At 71.4% G+C, this 16,583-nt stretch carries 8 protein-coding genes and 1 tRNA gene; 1 reads left to right on the forward strand and 8 read right to left on the reverse strand.

Going from position 1 to position 16,583, the window contains the following annotated elements; all coding sequences use genetic code 11:
* Positions 1-4: 4 nt before the first annotated feature.
* The 7 genes from IE180_RS24950 to IE180_RS24980 all read right to left on the reverse strand — a co-directional run bounded on the left by IE180_RS24950 (position 5) and on the right by IE180_RS24980 (position 13,431).
* Positions 5-526, reverse strand: coding sequence for a CinA family protein (locus IE180_RS24950; protein ID WP_190159183.1), 522 nt, complete (start codon positions 524-526; stop codon positions 5-7).
* Positions 523-1,197, reverse strand: coding sequence for a CDP-diacylglycerol--glycerol-3-phosphate 3-phosphatidyltransferase (pgsA, locus tag IE180_RS24955; protein WP_190159184.1), 675 nt, complete (start codon positions 1,195-1,197; stop codon positions 523-525). Before pgsA ends, IE180_RS24950 begins: the two co-directional genes overlap by 4 nt.
* Positions 1,194-2,684: a 30S ribosomal protein S12 methylthiotransferase RimO gene (rimO, locus tag IE180_RS24960; RefSeq protein WP_190159185.1), complete on the reverse strand. Its 1,491-nt coding sequence runs from the start codon at positions 2,682-2,684 to the stop codon at positions 1,194-1,196. Before rimO ends, pgsA begins: the two co-directional genes overlap by 4 nt.
* A gap of 78 nt (positions 2,685-2,762) precedes the next feature.
* On the reverse strand, positions 2,763-3,590 hold the full coding sequence (locus IE180_RS24965) for a helix-turn-helix domain-containing protein (protein ID WP_190159186.1): 828 nt from the start codon (positions 3,588-3,590) through the stop codon (positions 2,763-2,765).
* Positions 3,591-3,981: 391 nt separating this feature from the next.
* Entirely contained in the window at positions 3,982-6,813 is a 2,832-nt protein-coding gene (locus tag IE180_RS24970; protein ID WP_190159187.1) for a DNA translocase FtsK, read from the reverse strand.
* 137 nt (positions 6,814-6,950) lie between these two features.
* Positions 6,951-7,625: a response regulator gene (locus IE180_RS24975; RefSeq protein WP_190159188.1), complete on the reverse strand. Its 675-nt coding sequence runs from the start codon at positions 7,623-7,625 to the stop codon at positions 6,951-6,953.
* Between the two features lie 325 nt (positions 7,626-7,950).
* The gene (locus tag IE180_RS24980; RefSeq protein WP_190159189.1) at positions 7,951-13,431 is read right to left on the reverse strand and encodes a HAMP domain-containing protein; all 5,481 of its coding nucleotides are present in this window, start codon (positions 13,429-13,431) and stop codon (positions 7,951-7,953) included.
* Between the two features lie 269 nt (positions 13,432-13,700).
* On the opposite strand from IE180_RS24980, the gene IE180_RS24985 reads away from it, so the two are divergent.
* Complete coding sequence (locus IE180_RS24985; RefSeq protein ID WP_190159190.1) at positions 13,701-16,346, forward strand: SpoIIE family protein phosphatase; 2,646 nt, start codon at positions 13,701-13,703, stop codon at positions 16,344-16,346.
* Positions 16,347-16,448: 102 nt separating this feature from the next.
* On the opposite strand, the gene IE180_RS24990 is transcribed toward IE180_RS24985, so the two are convergent.
* Positions 16,449-16,521 (reverse strand) — tRNA-Thr (locus IE180_RS24990).
* Positions 16,522-16,583: the final 62 nt, after the last annotated feature.

Consider the following 16,583-nt stretch of genomic DNA (forward strand, 5'->3'; position numbering starts at 1 on the left):
AACATCAATTCCCCCCGTTGTGTTCCGTATCCTGTGCCCGCGCATTTCCCGAGAGTTCCTCACGGAGCAGTTCCAGCACGCTCCGTACGCTCTCTCTACGGATTTCCTCACGGCCGCCGTTCAACCTCAACGACACCACTTTCCCGGCGCGGGCGCTCGTCGCGGCCGGGCCCGCGACCGCCACGTAGACCGTTCCGACGGGCTGTCCGTCCTGCTCCGTGGGCCCCGCGACCCCGGTCGTCGAGATGCCCCAGTCGGCGCCGAGCCGGTCCCGCACACCGGCCGCCATCTGCAGCGCGACCTCGGGGTCCACCGCCCCGCGCTCCGCGAGCAGGGCCTCGTCGACGCCCAGGAGCTCGTGCTTGAGGACCGTGGCGTAGGCGGTGACCGACCCGAGGAAGGACACCGAGGAGCCGGGCGCTCCGGTGAGCGCGGCGGCCACGAGACCGCCCGTGAGCGACTCCGCGGCCGCGACCGTCTGCTCACGCTCCGCGAGCAGCGCCATCACCGGGGCGGCCTCGCTCATCGCGTCGCCGTCTCCGCCCGCGCGGCCGCCCGCTCCGCCGCGAGCCCCTTGCGGCGCAGGACGACCGCCTGTCGTACGTAATCCAGACCGGTGACGACCGTCAGCACGACGGCCAGCGCCATCACCCAGAAGCGGAGGGTGGCCAGCGGCCCGGTGAGCATGAGGACGTACATGCCCACGGCGGTGCCCTGGGCGAGCGTCTTCATCTTGCCGCCGCGGCTGGCGGGGATGACCCCGTGCCGGATGACCCAGAACCGCATCAGGGTGATGCCGAGCTCACGGGCCAGGATGACCGAGGTCACCCACCAGGGCAGGTCCCCGAGCGCGGAGAGCGAGACGAGCCCGGCGGCCATGATCGCCTTGTCGGCGATGGGGTCGGCGATCTTCCCGAAGTCGGTGACCAGGTTGTAGGTACGGGCGAGGTGCCCGTCGAAGACGTCCGTGATCATGGCCACCGCGAACGCCGCCCACGCCCAGGCCCGCCAGGCGGGGTCGTGGCCGCCGTCCTGGAGCAGCAGCACCACGAAGCCCGGCACGAGGACGAGCCGGATCATGGTGAGGATGTTCGCGATGTTCCACAGGCTGGCCTGGTTGACGGCCGCCGCGCCCAGCTTGCCGCGGGGCGCCGGCCTACCGGTCCCGCCCGTCGCGGATGCCGGGACTCCGGTCATCTGCCCGCCTCCTCGAAAAGACACTCGGCCACCAGGTCGACGCCCTCCGTGCCGACGACCTTCGCACTGACCATACGGCCCGGCGTCAGGTCGGGGCTCGTACCGTCGGACGTGGTGAGGACCACCTGTCCGTCGGTCTCGGGCGCCTGGTGGGCGGCGCGGCCGATCCAGCCGTCCTCCTCGTCGAAGGACTCGACGAGTACTTCCAGGGTCTCCCCGAGGCGCTCCTCCGCGCGCTGCGCGGTGAGCTCCTCGGCGAGCCGGGAGAGGTGGGCGAGCCGCTCGTCGACGACCTCCTGGTCGAGCTTGTGCTCGTACGTGGCGGCCTCGGTGCCGTCCTCGTCGGAGTAGCCGAAGACGCCGATGGCGTCGAGGCGGGCGTGGGTGACGAAGCGTTCCAGCTCGGCGAAGTCCGCCTCGGTCTCGCCGGGGAAGCCGACGATGAAGTTGGACCGGGCACCGGCCGTGGGGGCCTTGGAGCGGATGGTCTCCAGGAGCTCCAGGAAGCGGTCGGTGTCGCCGAAGCGGCGCATGGCCCGCAGCACGTCCGGGGCGCTGTGCTGGAAGGACAGGTCGAAGTAGGGCACGACCTTCTCGGTCGACGTGAGGACGTCGATCAGGCCGGGGCGCATCTCGGCGGGCTGGAGGTAGCTCACGCGGACGCGCTCGATGCCGTCCACCGAGGCCAGCTCGGGCAGCAGGCTCTCCAGGAGCCGGATGTCGCCGAGGTCCTTGCCGTAGGAGGTGTTGTTCTCGGAGACCAGCATGACCTCCTTGACGCCCTGCTCGGCGAGCCAGCGCGTCTCGTTCAGCACGTCCGAGGGGCGGCGCGAGACGAAGGAGCCCCGGAAGGAGGGGATGGCGCAGAAGGAGCAGCGGCGGTCGCAGCCGGAGGCGAGCTTCACGGAGGCGACGGGGCTGGTGTCCAGGCGGCGGCGGAGGGGGGCGCGGGGGCCGGAGGCGGGCGCGATCCCCTCGGGCAGGTCGCTCGGCACGTTCTCGGGGGCGTCCACGGAGCCGTGTCCCGGCAGGGCCACGGACGCGGCGGCCTCCTGGCGCTCCACGGGGGACAGCGGCAGCAGCTTGCGCCGGTCGCGGGGGGCGTGGGCCTCGATGCTGCCACCGCTGAGGATGGTCTGGAGGCGGTTGGAGATGTCGGCGTAGTCGTCGAAGCCGAGGACGCCGTCGGCCTCCGGGAGGGCCTCGGCGAGCTCCTTGCCGTAGCGCTCGGCCATGCAGCCGACGGCGACGACGGCCTGGGTCCTGCCGTGGTCCTTCAGATCATTGGCTTCGAGGAGGGCGTCGACGGAGTCCTTCTTGGCGGCCTCGACGAATCCGCAGGTGTTGACGACGGCGACGTCCGCTTCCTCGGCGTTCTCGACGAGCTCCCAGCCGTCCGCTGCCAAGCGGCCTGCGAGCTCCTCCGAGTCCACCTCGTTACGGGCGCAGCCAAGAGTGACAAGGGCGACGGTACGGCGTTCGGGCATGGACTCAAGACTACTTCGTCCCGGCCCTTCCCCCGTCGCGCAGGGTTCACCTGCGCGACGGAGGTCACATCACGGGGCTCAGCCGGCCTCGGGGTCGCCCTTGGTGTAGCTGAGTCGTTCGACCTGGCCGGATTCGAACTTGTCGGCGAGCTTCTTGCCGTTCACGTAGAGCTCGATCGCGCCGGCGTTGCCGAGGACCAGGTCCACGCGCTCGTCGTCCTGGAAGGTCTTGGACTCGCCCTTGAGGAGGAGGCCGTCGAAGAGGAGCTTGCCGTCGTGCGCCTTGGCCGAGATCCAGCTCTTGTCGTCGATCGCGGAGAGCTTGACCGTGACCTTGTCCTGCGGGACCGCGGCGATCGCGCTCTCGGTGGGCTTGGGCGCGGCGGGCTTGGCCGGCTTCGGCTTGGTCGCGGAGGTCGCCTTCTCCGGGGCGGGGGCCGGGCCGCCGTCGGCCACGGTGGTCCCGTTCGGCGTCTCGTTGCCGTTGAACATCGTGAAGCCGACGAATCCGACGACGGCGACGATGGCCGCGACCATCGCGGCGGTCCAGTTGGGCCGGCGCGGCTCGGGGCGGATGCGTTCCGCCTCGAAGAGCGGGGCGGCGGGGGTGGGGGCGGGACGGCCGCCGTGCTCGGCGTCGTACTGCTCGATCAGCGGAGCCGGATCGAGGGCGACGGCGCGCGCGAGGGTACGGATGTGGCCGCGGGCGTAGACGTCGCCGCCACAGCGCGAGAAGTCGTCCTCCTCGATCGCGTGCACGATCGGGATCCGGACACGGGTGGAGGCACTGACCTCTTCGACGGTGAGACCGGCGGCGATTCGGGCCTGCTGGAGAGCGCGACCGATCGAGTCCCGGTCGTCTGCCGGGAAGGTCCGGTCGTCTTCGGGGGAGTTGCCGATGGACACGAGAGCGCCTTTCGAGCGTGTAGCCACCTGCTGGACGTTCAGTCTATGGGTGGTACGAAAGGGTGGGGCAACCGGGCGGGTGCTGTTTGTACGCCATGAGGCTGGGACATCCTGCTGTCCCTTCCTCCAACTTGACGTACGGCCAGGGGAAACGGTTGCCCTCCGTTCCCTTACGAGTGAGTCTCGGGCTGATCTCGATCGGGTACCCGGCCCCGGATGAGCCACACCCGCCGGGCCCCGTCCTGCGGACCGGACGCCGCCGGGTCCGGGCCCGGTCCACCGGACGTGCCCGCTTTCCCGCTCCCGGACGGTCCTGCTTCCCCATCCGCCGAACGGGTCCCCTCTCCCGGTCCGCCGGGCGGTTCCCGCTCCCCGGTCCGCCGAACGGCCCCTACTCCCCCGACTCCCCGCGGATCACGGCGAGGACCCCGTCCAGCTCGTCCGGCTTGACGAGCACGTCCCGCGCCTTCGACCCCTCGCTCGGTCCGACGATGTTCCGCGACTCCATCAGGTCCATCAGCCGGCCGGCCTTCGCGAAGCCCACGCGCAGCTTCCGCTGGAGCATCGAGGTGGAGCCGAACTGCGTCGAGACGACCAGCTCGGCCGCCTGGCACAGCAGGTCGAGGTCGTCGCCGATGTCCTCGTCGATCTCCTTCTTCTGCTTGGTGCCGACGGTGACGTCGTCCCGGAAGACGGGCGTCATCTGGTCCTTGCAGTGCTGCACGACGTTCGCGACCTCGGCCTCGGTGACGAACGCGCCCTGCATGCGGATGGGCTTGTTGGCCCCCATCGGCAGGAAGAGGCCGTCGCCCTTGCCGATCAGCTTCTCGGCGCCGGGCTGGTCCAGGATGACCCGGCTGTCGGCGAGCGAGGAGGTGGCGAAGGCGAGCCGCGAGGGCACGTTCGCCTTGATCAGGCCGGTGACGACGTCCACGGACGGCCGCTGGGTGGCGAGCACGAGGTGGATGCCGGCGGCGCGCGCCAGCTGGGTGATGCGGACGATCGAGTCCTCGACGTCGCGCGGCGCGACCATCATCAGGTCGGCCAGCTCGTCGACGATCACCAGGAGGTACGGGTACGGGTTGAGCTCGCGCTCGCTGCCCTCGGGCAGCTTGATCCTGCCCTCCCGGACGGCCTGGTTGAAGTCGTCGATGTGCCGGTAGCCGAAGGCGGCCAGGTCGTCGTAGCGCAGGTCCATCTCGCGCACGACCCACTGGAGCGCCTCGGCGGCCTTCTTGGGGTTGGTGATGATCGGGGTGATCAGGTGCGGGATGCCCTCGTAGGCGGTGAGCTCGACCCGCTTGGGGTCGACCAGCACCATCCGGACGTCCTCGGGGGTCGCTCTTATCATGACCGACGTGATCAGGCAGTTGATGCACGAGGACTTTCCGGAGCCCGTGGCACCGGCGACCAGGATGTGCGGCATCTTCGCCAGGTTGGCCATCACGTAGCCGCCCTCGACGTCCTTGCCGAGCGCGACCAGCATCGGGTGTTCGTCCCCGGCCGCGTCCGCGAGCCGCAGCACGTCCCCCAGGTTGACCATCTCGCGGTCGCTGTTCGGGATCTCGATGCCGACCGCGGACTTCCCGGGGATCGGCGAGATGATCCGCACGTCGGGCGAGGCCACGGCGTAGGCGATGTTCTTGGTCAGGGCCGTGATCTTCTCGACCTTCACGGCGGGGCCGAGTTCGACCTCGTACCGCGTGACCGTCGGACCGCGCGTGAAGCCGGTGACGGCCGCGTCGACCTTGAACTCGGCGAAGACATTGGAGAGCGCGTCGACGACCGCGTCGTTGGCGGCGCTGCGGGTCTTGCCCGGCCCGCCGCGCTCCAGGAGGTCGAGCGAGGGCAGGGAGTACGTGATGTCGCCGGCGAGCTGGAGCTGCTCGGCCCGGGCCGGCAGGTCGGTCGGCTCGGGCGCCGGCTTCGTCAGATCGGGTACGCCTCCGCCGGGGCGGTCTCCCCCGCGGGCCGGCGGTACGGGGGCGGCCTTCTCGGCGGCTTCCGTGACCGGGGCAGCGGAGGCGGCCAGGGCGGCGCCCCGCTCGGCGGTGACGTCCTTGGTCAGGTCGGCGACGAGCGGCGAGGGCGGCATGCCGTTCAGCACGGCGCCGTCGAGCGCGGCGGCGGCCGCCGCGGCGACGTCCACCGGGTCCGGGCCGGAGCCGAGGCCGTCCCGCACGGAGCCCCGGCGGGTCGAGCGGCCGCGCCGCTCGAGCGTCTCCGCCTCGGCCCGGTCGACGTCGTACGGCTCCACGGGTCCGGCCGGGCGGCGCCGGACGGGCCGCGCGGGCCGCGGCCCCGCGTCCCGCCACTCCTCGTCGTACGCCCCGTGGTCCGGGTGCCCCCCGTACTCCTCGGCCTCCGCCGGGTCGTACGGGAGCTCGATGAGGCCCAGCCTGGCACCGAGCGCGCGCAGCCGCTGCGGGATCGCGTTGACCGGGGTGGCGGTGACCACGAGGAGTCCGAAGACGGTGAGCAGCACCAGCATGGGGACGGCGAGGACCTCGCCCATCATGAAGACGAGGGGCTGGGACGCGGCCCAGCCGATGAGCCCGCCGGCGTCCTGCAGGGCCGCGCTGCCGTCGCCGCGTCCCGGCGAACCGCAGGCGATGTGCACCTGTCCGAGGACGCCGATGACGAGTGCGGAGAGGCCGATGCTGATCCGGCCGTTGGCCTCGGGCTTCTCCGGATACAGGATGAGCCGGATGCCGATCGCGCCGAGGAGCAGCGGCACGAGCAGGTCGAGCCGGCCGAACGATCCGGTCACGAGCATCTCGACGAGGTCGCCGACCGGGCCGCGCAGGTGGGACCAGGTGCCGGCGGCGACGATCAGCGCGAGGGCGAGGAGGAGCAGCGCGAGCCCGTCCTTGCGGTGTGCGGGATCGAGCCCCTTGGCGCCGCGTCCTATGCTCCGCAGCATCGCCCCGACACCGTGGGCGAGGCCGAGCCAGGCGCCGCGCGCGAGCCGGTAGACGCCTCCGGTCGGGGACGGGGCGGGACGCGGGGCGGCCTTCTTCGCGGAGGTCTTCCGCGCGGGCGCGCGCTTGGCGGGCGCGGCCTTCCTGGCCGGTGCCTTCTTCGCGGCCGCCTTCTTCGCGGGCGGTTTGGCGGGGGACTTCGCGGGCGCCGCTTTCTTCGCGGCACCCGTCGTACGGCCGGCGCGCGGTTTCGCGGTGCCCGCCGTGCCCTGGGAACCCTTGCCGGACGTACGTGAAGCCATGATGCCGAGGTTACCGGTGTGAGGAGGGGTGTGGGGAGCGCCTGTCCGCCTCACCCGTTCGTGTCGTCCGTGCCGCGGCAGGGCGCTGACGCCGCATCACGGCGCCCCCGCCGGACGGAACCGCGCGTGACGGTGCGTCAGCTCTGGGCGGGCAGGGTCGGCGCGGCGCCCGTACCCGGCTCCAGCGCGTCCAGGGCCCGGCGCAGCCCGGTGAGCTTGCGCTCCAGATGTGCGGCGGTGGCGACGGCCGCCGCGTCGGCGGAGTCGTCGTCGAGCTGCTTCGACAGGGCCTCGGCCTGCTCCTCGACGGCCGCGAGCCGGGCCGAGAGCTCGGCGAGCAGCCCGGCGGACTCCTTGCCGTGGGCGCCCTCGCCGCCGCCCTCCAACTGCAGCCGCAGCAGGGCGGCCTGCTCGCGCAGCTTGCAGTTCTTCATGTAGAGCTCGACGAAGACGGAGACCTTCGCGCGCAGCACCCACGGGTCGAAGGGCTTGGAGATGTAGTCCACCGCCCCGGCCGCGTACCCCCGGAAGGTGTGGTGGGGGCCGTGGTTGATGGCGGTGAGGAAGATGATCGGGATGTCCCGGGTCCGCTCGCGCCGCTTGATGTGGGCGGCGGTCTCGAAACCGTCCATTCCCGGCATCTGGACGTCGAGCAGGATGACCGCGAAGTCGTCCGTCAACAGCGCCTTGAGCGCTTCCTCCCCGGACGATGCCCGCACCAGCGTCTGATCGAGCGCGGAGAGAATGGCCTCCAGCGCCAGCAGATTCTCCGGCCGGTCATCGACCAGGAGGATCTTGGCCTTCTGCACCATGCCCCGTCCTCCTCGTCCCGGCAACAGCTCTCCCCGGACCCCCGAACCGGGGGAAGCACCGGGCGCCGCCCCAGAAGACGACTCCCTAGCGCCGTCCGTCCTTGTGCCGGTCATCGTAGCCGCACCCCGCCCGTCGCCACACCCTGTCACCGCGATGTCACTGTGCACGCACCGGAAACGCGGTGGGAGACCAGAAGGTTCCCCGTATCCCGCCCTCTCACACCCCCTGGCGACAGCCGGTCGGCGCGCCCCGGGCGAGCCCGGGAAAGTCCGCCCGGCGGAGCCCGGGGGTCCGTGCCGCGCGGCACGGACCCCCGGTGCGGAGTCACTCGCCCCGCATCCACTGCTCCATGACCGACAGCAGGTGATCGGGGTCCACCGGCTTCGTCACGTAGTCCGAGGCACCGGACTCGATCGCCTTCTCCCGGTCGCCCTTCATCGCCTTCGCCGTCAGCGCGATGATCGGCAGCCCCGCGAACTGCGGCATGCGCCGGATCGCCGTCGTCGTCGCGTACCCGTCCATCTCCGGCATCATGATGTCCATCAGCACGACCGCGACGTCGTCGTGCTGCTCCAGGACCTCGATGCCCTCCCGCCCGTTCTCGGCGTAGAGCACCGCGAGCCCGTGCTGCTCCAGCACGCTGGTGAGCGCGAAGACGTTCCGGATGTCGTCGTCGACGATCAGCACCTTCTCCCCGGAGAAGTCGAACGTGCGCCGCGGCTCGGCCTCCGGCTCCTCCCGGTCCGCCGTGCCCTGCTGCCCGGACTGCCCGGGAACCGCGCCCCGCGCCCCGCTCGCCTCCGCCGCGGCCTTCCGCCGGTGCCGGAACAGCGCCCCGGCCCCGGACCGCGCCTCCGACCGCACGGGCGCCGGCGAGAAGGACGGGAACGGGTGGACGCCCCCGGCCGTCCCCTCCTCGGCCTCCTGCTGCGGATCGTCGGCGTCCTGCGCGCCCTGCCCGTAGCCGCCCGACGGCAGCTCCGTCGGGCTCAGCGGCAGGTAGAGCGTGAACGTCGAACCACGGCCGGGCTCGCTCGCCGCGAAGATCTCGCCGCCGAGCAACCGCGCGATCTCCCGGCTGATCGAGAGCCCGAGACCCGTACCGCCGTACTTCCGGCTGGTCGTGCCGTCGGCCTGCTTGAACGCCTCGAAGATGACCCGCATCTTGCTCGCCGCGATCCCGATGCCGGTGTCGGTGACCGAGAAGGCGATCAGGTCGGCTTCCGGATCGCGCAGCGAACCCGCCTCCAGGAGCTGCTCGCGGATCGACTGCGGCACGTCCGCGCCGGCCGGCCGGATCACCAGCTCCACCGCTCCCGTGTCGGTGAACTTCACCGCGTTGGACAGCAGGTTGCGCAGGACCTGGAGCAGCCGCTGCTCGTCGGTGTGGAGCGTGGCCGGCAGCTCGGGCGAGACCCGCACCGAGAAGTCGAGCCCCTTCTCCGCCGTGAGCGGCCGGAACGTCGCCTCCACGTAGTCGACGAGCTGGACGAGCGCGATGCGGGTCGGCGAGACGTCCATCTTGCCCGCCTCGACCTTCGACAGGTCGAGGATGTCGTTGATCAGCTGGAGCAGGTCCGAGCCCGCGCCGTGGATGGTCTCCGCGAACTCGACCTGCTTCGGCGTCAGGTTGGTCTCGGCGTTGTCCGCGAGCAACTTGGCGAGGATCAGCAGCGAGTTGAGCGGCGTGCGCAGCTCGTGCGACATGTTGGCGAGGAACTCCGACTTGTACCGCATGGAGACGGCGAGCTGCTCCGCCCGCTCCTCCAGGACCTGCCGGGCCTCCTCGATCTCGGTGTTCTTCACCGCGATGTCGCGGTTCTGCCGGGCGAGCAGCTCGGCCTTCTCCTCCAGCTCCAGGTTGGAGCCCTGGAGCTCCTTCTGCCGGTGCTCCAGCTCCGCCGACCGCTCCTTGAGCTGCTCGGTGAGCTTCTGCGACTGCTGGAGCAGCACCTCGGTCTTGGTGTTGACGCTGATGGTGTTGACCGTGGTCGCGATCAGCTCGGCGAGCTGGTTCAGGAAGTCCCGCTGGATCTGCGTGAACGGCTGGAAGGACGCCAGCTCGATCACGCCGAGGACCTTCCCCTCGAAGAGGACCGGCAGCACGATCACGTGCGCGGGCGCGGCCTCGCCGAGCCCCGACGAGATCTTCAGGTAACCCGGCGGCACGTTGACCTGGATGGTCCGCTTCTCCTCCGCCGCCGTCCCGATGAGGGTCTCCCCGGGCCGGAACGAGGTCGGCATGGACCCGGCGGAGTATCCGTAACTCCCCCGCATCCGCAGCTCGTACGAGCCGTCGCCCTCGCCCACGAGCTCGGCGTCGCTGTTCGCGGAGCCCGTCGGCATGGCCACGAAGAAGGCGCCGTGCTGGGCCGAGACCACCGGCGTCAGCTCGCTCATGATGAGCGAGGCCACGTCGTCCAGGTCCCGCCGGCCCTGCATGAGGCCGGAGATGCGGGCCAGGTTGCCCTTGAGCCAGTCCTGCTCCTCGTTGGCGAGGGTGGTGTCGCGCAGGTTGGCGATCATGGTGTTGATGTTCTCCTGGAGGGCCTGGATCTCGCCCGCCGCGTCGACACCGTCGATCTTGAGGTTGAGGTCGCCCCGGGTCACCGCCGTGGCGACGGCCGCGATCGCCCGCACCTGACGGGTCAGGTTCCCGGCCATCTCGTTCACGGACTCGGTCAGGTCCCGCCAGGTGCCGTCCACGTCACGGACCCGGGCCTGACCGCCCAGCTGCCCGTCCGTGCCCACCTCGCGGGCGACCCGGGTGACCTCCTCGGCGAAGTTCGACAGCTGGTCGACCATCGTGTTGATGGTGCTCTTCAGCTCCTGGATCTCACCGCGCGCGTCGATGTCGATCTTCTTGGTCAGGTCGCCCTTGGCGATGGCGGTGGTGACGGCGGCGATCTGGCGCACCTGACCGGTCAGGTTGTCGGCCATGCCGTTCACCGAGTCCGTCAGATCACGCCACGTGCCCGACACCCCGGGCACCCGCGCCTGGCCGCCCAGGATGCCGTCCGTACCCACCTCGCGCGCGACGCGGGTCACCTCGTCGGCGAACGACGACAGCGTCGTCACCATCGTGTTGACGGTGTCGGCGAGCTCGGCGACCTCGCCCCGCGCCTCGACGGTGACCTTCTTCGTCAGATCGCCGTTGGCGACGGCCGCGGAGACCCGGGAGATGTTGCGCACCTGGCTGGTCAGGTTGTTGGCCATCAGGTTCACGTTGTCGCTGAGGTCCTTCCAGATGCCGGTCACCCCGCGCACCCGTGCCTGACCGCCGAGGATGCCCTCGGTGCCCACCTCGCGGGCCACCCTCGTCACCTCGTCGGCGAAGTTCGACAGCTGGTCGACCATCGTGTTGACGGTCGTCACCAGCTCCAGGATCTCGCCCTTGGCGTCCACCGTGATCTTCTTCGACAGGTCGCCCATGGCGACCGCCGTGGTGACCTCGGCGATGTTCCGGACCTGGAAGGTCAGGTTGTTCGCCATCATGTTCACCGACTGGGTGAGGTCCTTCCAGGTGCCGGAGACCCCCTGCACCTCGGCCTGACCGCCCAGCCGCCCCTCGGTGCCCACGTCCCGGGCCACCCGGGTCACCTGCTCCGCGAAGTTCGAGAGCTGGTCCACCATCGTGTTGAGGGTGTTCTTCAGCTCCAGGATCTCGCCCCGCGCGTCCACGTCGATCTTCTGCGACAGGTCACCGCGCGCCACCGCCGTGGCGACCTGCGCGATGTTGCGGACCTGGGTGGTGAGGTTGCCGGCCATGCCGTTCACCGAGTCCGTCAGATCACGCCACACACCGGCCACGCCCGGCACCTGCGCCTGACCGCCCAGCCGCCCGTCCGTGCCCACCTCGCGGGCCACCCGGGTCACCTGGTCCGCGAAGGCGGACAGCTGGTCCACCATCGTGTTGATGGTGTTCTTCAGCTCCAGGATCTCGCCCCGCGCGTCCACGTCGATCTTCTGCGACAGGTCGCCACGGGCCACGGCCGTCGTCACCTGCGCGATCTGCCGCACCTGCGAGGTCAGGTTGCCGGCCATGAAGTTCACGGAGTCCGTGAGCTCCCGCCAGCGCCCGGACACCCCGTCGACCCGCGCCTGACCGCCCAGCCGCCCCTCGGTGCCCACGTCCCGGGCCATCCGGGTCACCTGGTCGGCGAAGGACGACAGCTGCGACACCATCGTGTTGACGGTGTTCTTCAGTTCCAGCATCTCGCCGGCCACGTCCACCGTGACCTTCTGCGACAGGTCGCCGTTGGCGACCGCCGTCGTCACCTGCGCGATGTCCCGCACCTGACCGGTCAAGTTCCGGAAGGCCGTGTTCACCGAGTCGGTGAGGTCCTTCCACGTCCCCGCCGCGCCCGGCACCTCGGCCTGGCCGCCGAGCAGGCCCTCGACGCCGACCTCCCGGGCCACCCGGGTCACCTCGGAACCGAAGGCGGACAGCTGGTCCACCATCGTGTTGACGGTGTTCTTCAGCTCCAGCATCTCGCCGGCCACGTCCACCGTGACCTTCTGCGACAGGTCGCCGTTGGCGACCGCCGTCGTCACCTGCGCGATGTCCCGCACCTGCGTGGTGATGTTCCGGAAGACCGTGTTGACGGAGTCCGTGAGGTCCTTCCACGTCCCCGCCGCACCCGGCACCTGCGCCTGACCGCCCAGCAGTCCCTGCGCGCCGACCTCGCCCGACACCCGGGTCACCTCGTCGGCGAACGTCCGCAGCGTCTCCGTCATCTGGTTGATGGTGTCGGCGAGTTGGGCGATCTCACCGCGCGCGGAGACCCGCACCTTCTGCGACAGGTCGCCGTTGGCGACCGCCGTCGTCACCTCCGCGATCCCTCTCACCTGATTGGTGAGATTGCCCGCCATCGTGTTGACGGAGTCGGTGAGGTCCTTCCACACGCCGGCGACCCCGGCCACCTCGGCCTGACCGCCGAGCTCGCCCTCCGTACCCACCTCGCGCGCGACGCGGGTCACCTCGGAGGAGAACGACGACAGCTGGTCCACCATCCGGTTGACGGTGTTCTTCAGCTCCAGCATCTCGCCGGCCACGTTCGCCGTGACCTTCTGCGACAGGTCGCCGTCCGCGACCGCCGTCGTCACGAGCGCGATGTCCCGCACCTGGGCCGTCAGCCGGTTCGCCATGGTGTTGACCGAGTCCGTGAGGTCCTTCCACGAACCGGAGACCCCGCGCACCTGCGCCTGACCGCCCAGCTTGCCGTCCGTACCGACCTCGACCGCGACCCGGGTCACCTCGGAGGCGAACACCGACAGCTGGTCGACCAGGTTGTTGGCGGTACGGGCGACCTTCAGGAACTCCCCGCGCAGCGGCCGCACGGTTCCGTCCGCGCCCTCCGACCGCAGGTCCATCCGCTGGTCCAGATCGCCCTCGGCCACCGCCGACAGGACCCGCCCCACCTCGGACACCGGCCGGGCCAGATCGTCGACGAGCGCGTTCGCGGCCTCGATCGCCGCCGCCCACGCCCCCTCGCTGGCCCCGGCCTCCAGGCGCTCGGACAGCTTGCCCTCACGGCCGACGACCCGCCGGACCCGCGACAGCTCCCCCGTCACGTGCATCTGCCGGTCGGCGACCTCGTTGAACACGGCGGAGATCTCCGCCATGATCCCGTCGCCGGACACCGTCAGCCGCCTGCGGAAGTTCCCGTCCCGCATCGACACCAAGGCGGCCAGCAACCGCTCCAGCGCCGCCGCGTCCACCTGGACCGTCCCCCCACGGGAACGCCCGCCCCTCGCGCGCGTGCCACTGCCTCCGCCGCGCCGCGCCGCCGTGCCAGACTCCACCGTGTCCCTCCCGAAAGGGGTCGACCGTACCGCTCCGGCTCCCGCCGTCAGCCTGCCCAGTGTTTCACCGTGTCCGAACCTGGCGATAACAGTTCGGCAGCTTCGTACAGCGTCCCTACCCTCCAGGGGCGGAATCAACGGTGACCGGCATCCGCTCGGACAGCGAAGGTAAGTAACCTGGCATCCGGCTGTCCAACCGCCCCGGTCCGCCCGGCGGGGGCGGTGTGGCGTGCGCACGACCACCGGGCAGCGGGAGGGACAGACCGAGCATGGCAGAGCCGGGCGTCGAGACGCGTACGAGGAGTGCTGTGATCACCGCGCGGGCGACTGCCACCTTCGAGCCCGTCGGGCGGTCCGTCGCGGCCGCCCGCGCCTTCGTCCGGGACACCCTCCAGGGCTGGGGACACCCCGAACTCGTCGACGACGCCGTCGTCCTCACCAGCGAGCTCGTCACCAACGCCGTCATCCACGCCGGCACCTCCGCCGAGGTCCTCTGCCTCCGCTCCGACGACAGCGTCCGCGTCGAGGTCGCCGACCGCTACCCCGAGCGCGAGATCCCCGTCCAGAGCGGCCGCTCCCTCGGCAGCCCGGACCGCGAGAACGGCCGCGGCCTGCTCCTCTGCGCCGCCCTCGCCCACCGCTGGGGCGTCGACTACTCCCCCACCCGCAAGCACGTCTGGTTCCACCTCGACCTCCCCCAGCGCCCCGTCGGCACCCGTTCCGCCGGCCCCGTCCTCCCCGACGCCCTCCTCCCGGTCGCCGAGAGCCGCGTCCGCGTCGCCGTCGCCCAGATCGACCGCGGCGGCACGATCACCGCCTGGAACGAGGACGCCGAGGAGCTCTTCGGCTACGAGGCCGGGCAGGTCACCGGCAAACCCCTCGGCGACCTCGCCGCCTGGCCCCACACCCCCGGCATCGGCACCGGCCTCGCCGAGGCCCTCCGCCTCTCCCGCTGGGAGGGCAGCTACGGCATCCGCTGCGCCGACGGCCGCGTGATCCCCGTCTACGCCTCGCACCTCCGGGTCCGCGACGCCCAGGGCGAGCCTTCCACCGTCTGCCTCCTCGTACGGGAGCACGAGCGCGCCGTCCTCCAGACCCCCCAGCGCCCCGCCGTCGAACCGGGCGCCGAGAGCCGCGCCGCCGACCCCTTCGAGGTCTTCATCGGCTCCCCGGCCCCCGACGACCTCGACGGCCTCCTCCAGCGCACGGTCGAACGCGCCCGCGACATGCTCGACGGCGACGCCGCCTTCCTCCTGCTCGCCACCGACGACGAGACGGAACTGGAGGTACGGGCGACCACGGGCCTCCCGGCCGCCCGCCAGCGCTTCGCCCGCGTCCCCGTGGAGACCGGTGCCAGCCGTTACGGCTCCGCCCGCATGCCCGCCGTCCACGAGGACCTGGCCGCCGTCCCCGGCGCCGTCCCGCTCCTCGAAGGCACCGGCATGCGCTCGGTCGTCACCGTCCCGCTCAAGGTCGAGGGCCGGCTCACCGGCTCCCTCGGCGTGGCCGCCGAGAGCGCGAACCGCTACTCCAACGAGGAGGCGCTCCGCCTCCAGTTCGCCGCCGACCGCATCGCCCTGGCCGTCGAGTCCGCCCGGCTCGGCGAACTGGAGCGCCTGCGCCGCGGCTCCCTCAGCTTCCTCGTCGAGGCCTCCGACCTCCTGGCCGGCACCCTCGACCGCGACCAGACCCTGGCCCTCATGGCCCAGATGACGGTCCCCACCCTCGCCACCTGGTGCGCGGTGTACACGATCGCCGACCAGGCCTCCGACCCGTACCTCTCGTACGTGCTCCACGAGGACGAGGACCGCATCGACGGCCTCAAGGCCCTGCTCTCCTCCATCACCCCGCCGGACCCGGTGCCGACCCCCGGCGCCCGCGTCTGGTCCGCCCCGGGCGAGGCCGCGCACCGCGCCGCGCTGACCGCCTCGGTCCGCGCCCTCGACCATCCCGCGAGCCCGCTCTCCTCCGGCATCGACAACACCCTCGCCACCGCGAGCGCCGTCGCCGGCGAGACGGTCGTCCTGCCGCTGGTCGCCCGCAACCGGGTCATCGGCATGCTGACCCTCGGCAGGCCCTCGGAGGACCACTTCCGCCAGGAGATCCTGGAGCTCGCCGAGGACCTCTCGCGCCGGGCCGCCTTGGCCCTGGACAACGCCCGCCTGTACTCGGAGCGCGTGGCGATCAGCCAGTCCCTCCAGCGCAGCCTGCTCCCGCCCGGCCTCCCCACGATCCCGGGCGTCGAGGTGGACGTCATCTACCGCGCGGCCGGCGAGGGCAACGAGGTCGGAGGCGACTTCTACGACCTGTTCCCCATCCGGGACGGCGTGTACGGATTCGCCATCGGCGACGTCTGCGGTACGGGGCCGGAGGCGGCCGCCGTCACCGGCCTGGCCCGCCACGCCCTGCGCCTCCTGGCCCGCGAGGGCTTCGGCGGCCCCGCCGTCCTGGAGCGGCTGAACGCGGCGATCCTCGACGAGGGCGCCCGCAGCCGCTTCCTGACGCTCCTCTACGGCGAGATGCGCCCGCAGGAGGACGGCTCGGCGATCCTCAAGGTCGTCTGCGCCGGTCACCCCCTGCCGCTGCGCCTGCGCCCGGACGGCACGGTCGAGTCCGCGGCCGAGCCTCAGCCGCTCCTGGGCGTCATGGAGGACCTGGAGCTGTACGAGCAGACGGTCACGCTCGACCCGGGCGACGTCCTCCTCTGTGTCACGGACGGCGTCACGGAACGCCGCGAGGGCTCCCGGATGCTGGGCGACGACGGCCTGGCCGAGGTCCTCAAGACCTGTACGGGCCTGACGGCCGGTGCGGTCGCCTCCCGCGTCCTCCGGGCCGTCGAGCGCTTCGCCCAGGCCCCTGCCTCCGACGACATGGCCATCCTCGCGATGCGCCTGCACGAACCGCACGACGACTGACGGTGCCGGCGGCCCCCTCGGGGGTCGCCGGCACCCCGTCCGTACGACCTGTACGACAACGCAAAAAGGCCCCCGCCACAAGGCGGGGGCCTTTTCACTCGGAGCCCTTTAACGGAATCGAACCGTTGACCTTCTCCTTACCATGGAGACGCTCTACCGACTGAGCTAAAAGGGCGGGTTGTTCGGCGGCGTCCTACTCTCCCACAGGGTCCCCCCTGCAGTACCATCGGCGCTGAA

The organism is Streptomyces litmocidini, assembly GCF_014649755.1.
GTDB classification, from domain to species: Bacteria; Actinomycetota; Actinomycetes; order Streptomycetales; family Streptomycetaceae; genus Streptomyces; species Streptomyces litmocidini.